Source organism: Kitasatospora sp. NPDC004669 (genome assembly GCF_040609455.1).
Lineage (GTDB): Bacteria > Actinomycetota > Actinomycetes > Streptomycetales > Streptomycetaceae > Kitasatospora.
Map to the genome: position 1 here is coordinate 1 of NZ_JBEXKB010000133.1, position 11,007 is coordinate 11,007.

The 11,007-nt window shown below is 72.2% G+C and carries 8 protein-coding genes and 1 riboswitch; of the genes, 4 read left to right on the top strand and 4 right to left on the bottom strand.

The annotated features are described in order from the left end of the window. Positions 1–88: 88 nt before the first annotated feature. From ABZW30_RS44980 to ABZW30_RS44990, 3 genes are all read right to left on the bottom strand, one after another. Positions 89–1,042 (bottom strand): CAP domain-containing protein, encoded by a 954-nt coding sequence (locus ABZW30_RS44980; RefSeq protein WP_355677127.1) that lies wholly within the window; start codon positions 1,040–1,042, stop codon positions 89–91. A 2-nt stretch (positions 1,043–1,044) separates the two neighbouring features. Beyond that, a riboswitch (cyclic di-AMP (ydaO/yuaA leader) is annotated at positions 1,045–1,213 on the bottom strand. A gap of 530 nt (positions 1,214–1,743) precedes the next feature. Then, positions 1,744–2,670, bottom strand: coding sequence for a hypothetical protein (locus tag ABZW30_RS44985; protein ID WP_355677128.1), 927 nt, complete (start codon positions 2,668–2,670; stop codon positions 1,744–1,746). A 456-nt stretch (positions 2,671–3,126) separates the two neighbouring features. Continuing rightward, a complete protein-coding gene (locus ABZW30_RS44990) occupies positions 3,127–3,507 on the bottom strand; it encodes a VOC family protein (protein ID WP_355677129.1) in 381 nt (126 codons plus the stop codon). A gap of 1,276 nt (positions 3,508–4,783) precedes the next feature. On the opposite strand from ABZW30_RS44990, the gene ABZW30_RS44995 reads away from it, so the two are divergent. Together ABZW30_RS44995 and ABZW30_RS45000 are read left to right on the top strand one after the other, a co-directional pair. Next, positions 4,784–5,386: a replication/maintenance protein RepL gene (locus ABZW30_RS44995; RefSeq protein ID WP_355677130.1), complete on the top strand. Its 603-nt coding sequence runs from the start codon at positions 4,784–4,786 to the stop codon at positions 5,384–5,386. Beyond that, the gene (locus tag ABZW30_RS45000; protein WP_355677131.1) at positions 5,380–5,760 is read left to right on the top strand and encodes a helix-turn-helix domain-containing protein; all 381 of its coding nucleotides are present in this window, start codon (positions 5,380–5,382) and stop codon (positions 5,758–5,760) included. Before ABZW30_RS44995 ends, ABZW30_RS45000 begins: the two co-directional genes overlap by 7 nt. A gap of 218 nt (positions 5,761–5,978) precedes the next feature. On the opposite strand, the gene ABZW30_RS45005 is transcribed toward ABZW30_RS45000, so the two are convergent. Continuing rightward, a complete protein-coding gene (locus ABZW30_RS45005) occupies positions 5,979–8,291 on the bottom strand; it encodes a zeta toxin family protein (protein ID WP_355677132.1) in 2,313 nt (770 codons plus the stop codon). 62 nt (positions 8,292–8,353) lie between these two features. On the opposite strand from ABZW30_RS45005, the gene ABZW30_RS45010 reads away from it, so the two are divergent. Further along, positions 8,354–8,764: a hypothetical protein gene (locus ABZW30_RS45010; protein WP_355677133.1), complete on the top strand. Its 411-nt coding sequence runs from the start codon at positions 8,354–8,356 to the stop codon at positions 8,762–8,764. A 32-nt stretch (positions 8,765–8,796) separates the two neighbouring features. Continuing rightward, a partial coding sequence (locus tag ABZW30_RS45015) for a helix-turn-helix domain-containing protein (RefSeq protein ID WP_355677134.1) occupies positions 8,797–11,007 on the top strand: 2,211 nt, incomplete at its 3' end.

An 11,007-nucleotide genomic window follows, 5' to 3' on the forward strand; every position in this document is an offset into this window, starting at 1 on the left:
GGCCGACAAATCCCAAACAGGACAGTCGAGACGTCAGTCAGTTGGAGGGTCAGACCCGCCAGCGGCGTCACCACGAACATCATCACTGTCAGTTGGAGAAGTCCTGGGTGAGCCAGACGGTTCCGCCGGCATCCCGGTGGACGGCGATGCCGATGTGGGTGAACTCGCTGCTGAGGATGTTCTTGCGGTGGCCGTCGTCCGGCGGCGTCTCGTTCAGCATGTCCTGGGTCAGGCTGACCGCCATGGCGGCGATGTCCTGGGCCGAGGTGGAGACCCCGTTGCCGTAGCCTATGTTCTCCCCGTCGGCGTTCCACTGGACGCCCGCGGCCGTCTCCCGCGCCCCCAGCTCGGCCTCGCCCGGGCATTGGTGGGACATGCCGCAGCCGTCGGCCATCGTCTGGTCGTGGGTCTCGGCGCTGCTGGTCAGCCCTGACGTGATGGTGTAGGCGGGCAGACCCTGGGCGGCCCGCGCCTGGTTGATCAGATTGAGGACCTGCCGCACGGCGTCCGAGCTCGAAGCGGTCTGCGTGGCCGGGGTGGTGGGTGTGGCCGCGGGGGCGGGGGCGGGGGCGGGGGCGGGAGCGTGCGTGGCCGGGGCGGACGGGGACGACGGGGACGACGGCGCGGACGTGTGGGACGCCGGGGCCGGAGCCGGAGCGGAGGGCCGCGCCGAGTGGGAGCCCTGGGACTCGCCGCCGGGGCGCGCGGTGGCGGATTCCGGGGCGTGGGAGGCGGGGGCGGACGGCGACGGCGACGACGAGGCCTGCGAGGCTTCGGGTGAGGCCGGAGCGGAGGGCCGCGCGGCGGTCGGGTCGGCCTGGTGGCGGTGCTGACCATCGGAGTCGCTCTGGTGCCGGTGCTGACGGTGCTCCTGCCACCCGGCGTGGCTCGCGTGTGTGGGGAAGCCGGGCGCGGCGGAGGCTCCGCTCGCGCTCAGCAGCGGCAGCATGAGGCCGGCGCCGGCGATCCCGGCGGTGGCGGCCAGACGCGGGGTGTGTCTCCGGCGCGCACGGCGGTGCCGGCCGGTACCTGAAGTCAGCATGGGGCGTCCCTCTGCGACGCCTGCGAGGTGAGCTGTCGGGTTCGGGCCGTGAGGTAGCCCGGCCGCACGCGGCGGCTTCACCCCAAGCCACACCCGTCTCGCCCGCGAACGGGCCGAGCAGGGCGCGGCGAACTACCTGGTTCCCCCGCTCCTGCCCGGTGCACTGCTCGACGTCCGGCCGACCGGTGGACAGGACTCGGCGTCCCGGCGGCAGGGTCCGCAGGTGCGAACAGCCCGAACGCTAGGCAGATCGACCCGGAAGACACAAGTTCGTATCGTGCACATCACACGGACATTCGGCGAATATCTAATTGAAAGCCATATTAACTGACATAGCACTGCATAAGTGCTCTAACCGGACAATTATCCCGGCTGTCGATGCCGCTCGCGACGGCCGCCGCCCCGGGGAGGCGGCGGCGGACCAGGCAGCCGGCTCGCGTCAGCCGACGATCGGCCCGCGTGCGCGGCCGCGCTTGAGTTCGAGGAATCCCGAGGCCGACGGCCACACCGCCCGCACCGACCCGGCCTCCGACACCGGCGGCCGCATCAGTGTCTTCTCCCAGGTGTAGCGCCCGGGGTTCCTTCGGAGCGCGTTGGAGTGTGCACGGACAGCGGCGGCGGGTCATTTCGCCGCCGCCGCAGAAGCCTTCCGAACCGCTGTCTCAACCGCTGTCTCAGCCGTGCCGGCGGCGGGGTGCGGGTCAGACCGCGCCTGTCGCGCAAGCGGTTTCGAGAGCGATGAGGCGGTTGGCGAGGGTGCGCGCAGGGCCGGTGAGGCCCTTGAGGATCTCCCGGGCGTAGGGGCTCCGGGGGTGGTGGGCGAGGTCCTGGACGGCGCTCCAGAGTTCCGCGATACCGGCCAGGCTGTGCTGGACGTGGCGGATGGCGTCGTGGCGCTGGGCGAGGTACTCCTCGGCCCTCTCATGGGCGTGGCGCCAGTCGACATCGCCCGCTTCGGCGGTCCGGGCGAAGGCCGGCGTGGTGTCTCCGTCGGCGAGCCGGATGGCGTCGATCTCCTCGACCCGCCGGCGGAGGTGTTCCTCCTCCTGTCGGGCGTCGAGCGCCGCGGTGGCGTCGGTGAGGGCGAGGTGGCCGGCGATGACCTGCTCGGCGAGGTCGGGGGCGTGCCGGCGCAGTCGTGCGTGCTGGGCGAGGAGGGCCTTGGCGTCGGCCTTGCGTCTGCGGACGGCGGTGTAGGCGGCGTTGAGGGCGAGGGTGCCGGTGCGGACCTGTTCGGCGAGGTCGGGGGCGTGTTCGAGCACGGTGGTGGCGATGGACAGCCGGGTGACGTTGATGCCGCAGCGGGCGGTGTCGGACGGGAGTGAGCCCGGGGAGAGTGAGCGTGCCATCGCGGTGATCATGGCGTGCTGGCTCGCGGTGGTGTTCGGGTGGTGGCGGTTGGCGGACACGATCAGGCAGACCGGATCGTCGCCCTGATAGGTGGTGAAGCGGGGTTCGACGTCGGCCAATTCACAGGCGGCGAGTCGGCCGCGGCCGTCCAGGAGGACGCCGTCGGCGTCCAGGATGACGGGCTCGGTCAAGCCGTTGCTCTCGATGTCCTGGGCGAGGTCGAGGAGTTCGTCGGGGCCGAGCATCGGGAACAGGGCGGTGACGGGGTGGACCTTCACGGTGGGGGATCTCCTTGATCAGGATGGGTACTGGGGCAGAAGACGCCACAAAGGGGCATATGGTTCAGCGGCTGCGCTCGTCGGCCTGGTCACGCGTGCCGGCGTCGGTGGCGAGTCGGGTGCGGTGCCGGACTCGTGGGTGATGCCGCGCCAGTTCGGACGGTGTGGCGCTGTGTTGCGGCCGAGACGGCTCGAACCGTCTCGGCGGCGGAGAACCGCCGTCGGGCAGTAAGGGGTTCGGAGGGTGGTCGGCAGCCGTGTGTGTCGGCCTGCGGCAGCCTCGGGGTGTTCTTCGACGCGTGTGTTCGGGGACCCGGTGGGTTCCGTGCCCGATTCCCAGGCCTACGGGCCTGTCAGGTGCACTCGGCAGCCACCGGCCAGGCAGCGACGCAGTTCACGGGGTGGGCGCGCCGGACGTCGTGACCGGCCTTCGGCGGAGCGGGCCCGGCCGACGCGTCAGAAGCCGCCGTACGGAACCGTGATGGCCTCCATGCCGTGCCCGGACGGATCCCGGAAGTAGACGCCGCGGCCGCCGTCGTTGTGGTTGATCTCGCCGGGCCGCGCGAACCTCGGGTCGGCCCAGTAGCTGATGCCGCCCTCCTGCAGACGGGCGAGGAGCTCGTCGAACTCCCGCTCCGAGATCAGGAACGCGTAGTGCTGCGGGGTGAACTGCTCGGGCCCGGTGGCGAAGTCCAGCGTGACCCCGTTCGAGAGTACCAGCGGCAGGAACGAGCCCCAGAGCTCGCCGAGTTCGAGACCCAGCAGGCCAGCCAGGAACTCGGCGGACTCCTGACGGTCATGGGCGAAGACGATGGTGTGGTTCAGCTGTACGGACATGATGGGGATGCCTCCAACACGGCCCCCGGGGACGAAATGCTCTTTCATCCGCCGGCCGGGATGGTCGGGTACCGGTACCGGGCGAATCGGGCGGGCGATCCCCGCCTCTCGGAGCCTCGGGGCGGGGATCGGAGGTCAAAGGCTCAGGGCGACGGCGGCACCGATGCCGCTGAGGAACAGCGCGACGGCGTCCTCCCATCCCCCCCACGGAAGGGGCGGTCCAGGGCGAGGCGACCGGGGCCGGTGGTGGTGGTCTTCATCGTAGGAACCCCCTTTCGGGCATGGGGCGCCGACCCGTTGCGTCGACCCGCTCGCTCCCTCCACGCTACGACTCACGTTCGCGGGGCGGTCGGGTCGTCCTTCTCCGTTGCGAACCGCTGGCTTCACCGCTCGGAGCCCTTACCGGGCGCAGCGCGCGCGTCAGAACGGCAGCACGTCAGGTGGGTCGGGATGGCGCATGCGCTCAGGTGCGCGCTTTCCCCGAACACGAGCTCAGGCCGCTGCGTGGTCCTGGTCGAGCCCGATGACCAGAAGCAGGCCGTACTGGGTGCGGTCGTCGGCAGGCCGACCAAGCCCGGCGACCCGTGGCTGGTAGAAGGCGGCTTCTGAGCCATGAACCTGCCGCCGACACCTTGCGGGGCCAGACCCGTGCGATCGGTGGCGGACCATATGGTGTCCAGCGCCGCGGCCGTGTGGGGGTGACCGAGGCGACGGTTTCGGAAGTCGTGTGGTGCTGGAGTCGCCACCTGCAAGTGTCCTCCGCTTCGGGCTGCACATGGCGAAGGCATCGGAGGGGGTGACCATGCGTCGGTTGCTGTTCAACGGCCTGACAGGAGTGCATCACATGGGGGTGGACGATTGCCTGCGTGGGTGGGAGGGGAAGCTCCCTCATGGAGGCGAGCCGCAACGATGCCTCGTTGGCGGCCTGCGGCAGGAGCGGCGGCAGGCCTTTTTATGTAAGAGGACAGCCGGCCGATCATGCCTCTGACCTGCGGACTTGGAAAATCAAAGGTCTAGCTGCGCCGACACTTGGGGCGTTTCTGTGTCACGGAACGCCGACATTCGACCCCAATGTTTCGCAATACTGCGAAACATTGGGGTCGACGTGCGACGACACCCGGGATCTCCCGTGTGATCACCGGACCTGGCCAGACGAACCGGCCGCCGAGAGCCCCGACCGCGCCCGCGACACGTGTTTCGCACTCGCGCGCAGAATGCTTCGCACCATTGCGAAGGACGTGTAGCCTGCTGCCGACACGAGCAAAGGATCACGGTCTTGGCACAGGCAGAGCGCGACAGCACCCGCAGGCAGGTACCCGGGCGGACCCGCCAGCCGAGACTCCAGCCCGCCGGCCCCCAGCACCAGCGCGACCTCGCCGCCGAGATCGTCCGCGGCTACGCCGGCCACCTCCCGAACGGTGTCTACGAAGCCCGCACGAAGTTCTACCGCCGCGCCCCCCACGAAGTCCTCGGCTCCGACGGCTACGCCCTCCTCAGCCGCTACTTCGCCCGCTACGTCCTTCCGCAGGCGCTCATGTCCGGCGAGATGACCAAGCTCCAGTGCGCCGTGCTGTCGAACATCGTCGGCCGGGCCGAACGAGGCGTCTGCCACGCCATCCAGCGCGAGATCGCCGACGAGATCGGCACCAGCCGCTCCAGCGTCAGCCCCGCCCTCAAACACCTCGCCGCACGCAACTACATCCGCAGCGTCGGCCGGGGAGCCTGGCAGCTCAACCCCCTCATCGCGTACAAAGGCAATGGGGACGAGCAGCAGACGTTTCTCGCCGAACTCCGGGCACTCGCCCTCGAGAACGGATTCCCTGACATCATCGGGCTGGCAGCCGTCCAGAACGGGGACAAGGAGTCGACAGCATGCTGATGGTCACCGACCTGTTCGGGATGCTGCGGCGCCTCGAACTCACCCCCACCGCGACGAACGTCCTGTCCGTCATGGTCGAGCGGCAGAACCCCGGCGGCGTCGTCCCCCTCACCCAGCAGGACATCGCCGAAGAACTCCAGATCCTTCCCTCCGTGGTCAGCCGCGGGATGACCCTCCTCGTCGAGCGCGGCCTCGTCCTGCGCAAGGGCTACCGCTACCGCCTCCACCCCGCCATCGCCGGCTACAGCTCCGAACTCGAGATGCAGGCCGCCATGGCCCGCGCCGCCCGCGAAGGCGTCCCCCCCATCCTCATCCCCGACTACCAGGCCGCCCCGCCCAAGGCCGGCCGCTCCAGGCTGCGCGCGGTCGGCTGACCGTCCCGGCGCAGCCGGGACGGGAGGGGTTCGAGCGACCACTGCGACCGGATTCGGCCTGCAAGTTCGTACTGGCCGATCGTATTCGCACAGGTCAGCGGGTTGTCTGGCGCGGCTCAGGCTGGAGGGCCGAGTGCTGGAGACCCTGGTGGCCGGGCAGACGGCGGTTCTGCAGGAGTTGCGCAGCCTGGGCGGCAAGTAGCAGGCCCCACGTCGCTTCAGCGTGCGGTGCGCAGGCGGTCCTGCCGCGCGGTGACGAGGGCGCGCCAGCGGGAGCGCACGGCTTCGGGGCCGTCGAGCCGGCGTCGTCGAGGACGGCGTGGTGGAAGTAGCGGGCGAGGGCGAGCTGGGCTTGGGCGGTGGCCCTCTCGTCGGCGACGGCGTGCCGTTCGGTGTCGGTGCGGGCGGTGAGGAAGTCGCCGTCGAGGCGGGCGAGGTGTGCGAGGCCGCGGGGGCGAGGCGGGTGGTGCCGGCGGCGACCTGCTGCATGCCTTGGCGGGACGCGCCGGTGCGGCCGAGGTCGCGGTGGGCTTTGGCCCGGTAGTAGAGGGGGCCATGTCGTTCAGGTCCTCGGTCAGCAGGTGGCTGTCGATGACGCGGGTGAGGCGGTCGGCGGTGCGGGTGCGGTGCTCGCGCTGGCGGGCGGCGAGCGCGCTGAGGGTCTCCACCAGGGCGTCGGCCGGGGTGTCCAGCGCGACGCCGTCGCCGTGCCCGATCGTGGTGGCCTGCCCGGGCACGCTGGTGGGAGCGGGCGGGGCGACGGTGAGCCGGCCGGGCTGGAGCGCCGCAGGCAGCAGGGGCCAGGCCAGCCGGGTGATCGCGTCGACCTCCCGCCGGTACTGCGGCAGCGCCGTGCGCAGCTCGCGCTGCCGGGCGAGGAACTGGCGGGCCTCTTGGTCGGTGTAGGGCCGTACCTGCCCCGCCCGGGCAGCGAGTGCCGCACCCACCGGTCCGGTCCAGCGGCCGTCGGCGCCGAGCGCGTTGCGGAACATGGCGCTGCCGTCGCGGCGGACCACGCTGATGTGGTCGACCAGGCGCTGCTCCTCGACGGCCTGGACGCACTCCAGCACCGCCGCCAGGCACCGGTCGTGCCCGCTGGCGGTGGTGAACCGGCCCGGGCGGGTGCCGCTCCGGCTGACCTCGGCGTAGCGCAGGGCCGTGCTCTGGCGGCTGTCGGGGGCTCTCACGTCCAGTACCAGCAGCTCGACGCGGTACCCGACGTGGTCCCAGGCGGCGGTGTCGCCGAGGAACCTGTTCGCGCTGCCGGGGGCGATCTCGATCACCGCGTCCGCGCGCCGCTCGCGCACGTACGCCTCGGCCCGGGCCTGCCAGGCCTTGTAGTCGGCGCGGATCCGGGCGGAGGCGGTGCGCGGGTGCTCGCGCAACAGCCGCAGGTAGTCGGGGTGGGCCGCCTTGAACAGCTCTCCGGCGATCCACACCGGCCGCCGCGCGCGCATCGCCCGGCGCACCATCGCCGTCGCCCGGGTCTTGCCCGCACCGGGAGCCCCCATGACGTACACGACGACGGGCCGCTCCTGCGCCACGATCTCCCCGAGGTCCGGGAGGATCAGGTTCTGGAAGGTCCACTCGTGTTCGTCGGCGGACAGCCGGTGGTAGTCGACGCCTGGCGGGGCGGCGGCCGGTTGGGCGGCGCGCCGCACCGGTTCGGCCAGCGCGCGGGCCCGTTCCGCGTCCCGCGCCACGGCCAGCACGTGGTCTGCGGGCAGCCGGGTCTCCGCCCGTACCAGGGCGCGCTCGGCGCGGGCCAGTGACCGGCGGAAGGACGCGGTCTCGACGGCGCTCCACCACCTGGCCCGCTCGGCCTCCACCGCCCGCGCGGCGCCCGGCGACCGTATCCACGTTCCGGCGACGAGCTCGTTGCCGTAGACGAATCGCATTCCGCGCCGCACCACCGTGATGCGGTCCACCAGGTGTTCGGCCTCCAGCAGGTCCAGGGAGCGGCTCAGCTGCCGGGCGCAGGTGTCGTGGTCGCCCCACGACACGTACCGTCCGGCCCCGTCGCTGGCGCCGAGGTAGCGGTCAAGCACGCCGAGCTGACTCCACGCCAGTGCCGTGGCCAGCACGACGACCTCGACACGGTGTCCGGAGTCCCGGTACGCCCGGGCGTCGGCGCGTGCCTGCTGGGGGTCGGCCAGTGCGCTCTCGACCACGGCGTCCAGGCGCCGGTCGCGGACATGAGCTTCGACACCGGACTGCCAGCGCCGCACATCGGGGCGGACCTTCACCCCGGCGGTGCGCACGTCGTCGGCCAGTAGGCCGGTGTAGTAGCGGTGGACGTGCTTGTACAGGTCGCTGCCGATGCGCACCGCGCCCCCGCGTCCGGCCAGGGAGGCGTGGACGAGATCGGCTATCTCGGTTTTCCCGGATCCTGGCGGGCCGCCGACGACGACCACGACCGGTTGGTCCTGCGGGACAGCGTGGGCGGTCCACGCGGGCAGGATCAATCCCTCCAACACCTCGCGGTGTTCGGCCTCCGGCAGCAGCGCCGGCGCCATGTCCCCCTCGTCCATCGCCCCTCCGACCAATGAATCAACAAGTTGTTTATTTGTTGAATCAACGTTAGCATGCTTCCATGACAGTCGAATCGACTTCCGCCGCCCAGCGGTACGCGACCGCCCAGGAGCGCCTGGCCGGCCTGAAGCCCCTCCCGGACGCTCAGGTGGAACGGCCGGTCTGGGCTCCGGCGACACACCTGTGGGAGAGCGCCCAGGTGCTGGGCGTGGTGATGGAAGCGAGCAGTCGTCCCGACGGGCAGGGCGACGGTGTTGGCGACGACGAGCTGGCCGCCGCCCTCGCCGTGTTCGAGGAGCTCCGCTTCCAGCTGGACCGCCTGGAGTGCCAGGTGATTATCGAAGCCCGTCGCCGCGGCCTCGACTGGCGCCAGATCGCCGCTGAGCAGGGCCTCAAGACACCCCAAGCCGCCTCCCAGCGCTACCAGCGACTGATGACCCGCCTCGAAGAGATCCGCCAGGGCGTGCGCTGACAGCACCCTCCCCCTCAGTAAAGGAGAGCGCAATGACGGACACCCCCGACGCGATCGATGCGCTGCTCGGCGCCGGCCCGCGCCGCGCGGTACCGCTGCCCGACCCGGCCGAACGCGAACGGCTGCGCACCGCGTACGGGCTGACCAAGACCGAGACCGCCAGGGCCCTCGGCGTCAGCACCAGCACCTTCACCGCCTACGAATCGGGTCGGCGTGACCCGCAGGGCGAGGCCCGCACCGTGTACGCGCGACTGCTGGAAGGCATCGCGGCCCAGCTCGCCCCCGCACCCGCCCAGCAGGAGCAGCCGCCGCCCCCCGCCGCCACTCCCACGCCCCCGCAGACGCCTGCCACGCCCGGCGACGTGGTGCTGGAGCTGGACCGCACGGCGGCCGGGGACCTGGTTGCCGGGCCGCCGGAGCCGTGCGTGCGGTGCGGCCGGCCGACGCCGTACCGCTCCCAGGGCCGTCCGGTGCACATGGGCGGCTGGTGCGCGCCCGCCCCGGCCGACGCCCCGCAGGCCGTCGCGCGGCCGGTCGAGCAGACCTCGCCGGAGCCGGTTGCCTCGGTCGCTTCGGTCGCTGCGCCCCGTCAGGCCGCCCGCGCGGCCGCCGCACCGGCTGCGGCCCGGCGCGGCACGCCGTCTCGCCCTGCCGCTGGTGCGGCGTCGCGGGCGCGGAAGGCTCCGGCGAAGGCGGCGGTCAAGGCTGAGGGTCCGTCCGATTGGGAGGCCGCCGCAGCCGCGCGGTTCCCGGCGGGTCCGCTCGCGGTGCTGGACGTCGCCCCGTCCGGCAAGGCCCTGGTCGCTTACCTCGCCGACGGCACGGCGGCGCCGACCGCCCCGGCCGGCCGCACGCTCGCCGACGTGGTCGAGTGGGCGCTGGAGACCAAGTTGGGCTCGCCCAGGTTGCACCGGCACGGCAAGGACGGCGACGCCCTGGTCGTCATCACCGACACCGCGCTCGCCGAGCTCGGCCTACCGCCGATGGGCCGCGACGAGAAGAAGGAGTTCGTCCAGCGCCTCGGCCAGCTGCCGAAGACCCACAAGGCCGTCAAGCAGATCGAGAAGGCCGGCTGGCTGCTGACCCAGCGCGGCCTGGGCCCGTGGGCCCGGGTCTACCGCACGCCGGAGGACGGCAAGCGGGTCTGCGTCCAGCTGTGCATCCCCGCCTGGGGCGCGCTGGCCACCGGCGGCTGGCAGATCCCCGACGGCCTCGGCGCCGCCGACCTCGCCCGCCTGCTCGGCACATACGCCACCCGCGTCCTCACCCCGCGCGGCTCCACCGCCGTCTCCGGCCTGGAACTGGTCACCGCGCTGCGCCCGCCGACCCGCGCGGTACGCACCGAGGCCGGCTGGACGTCCGGGCCGGTGGAGGGCTCCCGGCCGGTCAAGGGCTTCGACCCGGCGCCGCCGGAGGTCCCGGAGGTCCACCCGCTCGCCCAGGACCGGGAGCCGGGCGGTGAGTTGGTCACCGAGGCGTGGGACTGGCACCGCGACCTGACCGACGCCGAGAAGGCCACCGCCTGGGCGGTGGGCCTGGACATCAACATGGCCTTCCTCGCCGCAGCCGGCCGTCTGACGCTGCCGCTATGTCCGCCGGTCCGGGAGACCGCGCCGGCCTTCGACCCGAAGGTGCCCGGCTCCTGGCTGGTCGACCTCTCCCACGTCGAGACGGACCCGCTCCTACCGTCGCCGTTCACCGCCGACGGCTCCCGGCCGACGGCCCCGGCCTGGTACTCCACGGTGAAACTGGCCTACGCGGTGGAGCTCGGCGCCACGGTGCAGCCCGCCGAGGCGTACCTGCGGCACGAGCACGGCCCGTACCTGGACCCGTGGCACAAGCGGCTGCGCGCGGCGTACCTGGACACGATGGCCGCACTCGGCGTCCCGCTCGACCTGGCCGACACCGACCCGCTCGCCTTCCTCGACGCCATGGCCGCCCTCAAGAGCACCGGCGACCCGGCCGAGCTGGCGGTGCTCACCGCCATCAAGCAGACCGCCAAGGGCACCATCGGCAAGCTCCGCGAACGCCCACGCGGACACGGCTACAAGCCCGGCGAGCGCTGGCCGGCCCTGGACCGCCCGACCTGGGACCCGCTGATGCGCGCCCTCGTCATCGACACCGCCACCGTCAACATGCACCGCAAGATCCGCAAGATGGCCGCCGACACCGGCCTGCACGCCATCGCCGTCCTCTCCGACTGCGCCGTCTTCGCCGCCCCCGGACCCGGCGCCCTGGACGTC

What these genes read in the sequence shown, in the direction of transcription:
- ABZW30_RS45005 (WP_355677132.1), bottom strand. Translation starts at nt 8,291, where the DNA reads ATGGACGAGGGGGACATGGCGCCGGCGCTGCTGCCGGAGGCCGAACAC.
- ABZW30_RS44980 (WP_355677127.1), bottom strand. Translation starts at nt 1,042, where the DNA reads ATGCTGACTTCAGGTACCGGCCGGCACCGCCGTGCGCGCCGGAGACAC.
- ABZW30_RS44990 (WP_355677129.1), bottom strand. Translation starts at nt 3,507, where the DNA reads ATGTCCGTACAGCTGAACCACACCATCGTCTTCGCCCATGACCGTCAG.
- ABZW30_RS45010 (WP_355677133.1), top strand. Translation starts at nt 8,354, where the DNA reads ATGACAGTCGAATCGACTTCCGCCGCCCAGCGGTACGCGACCGCCCAG.
- ABZW30_RS45000 (WP_355677131.1), top strand. Translation starts at nt 5,380, where the DNA reads ATGCTGATGGTCACCGACCTGTTCGGGATGCTGCGGCGCCTCGAACTC.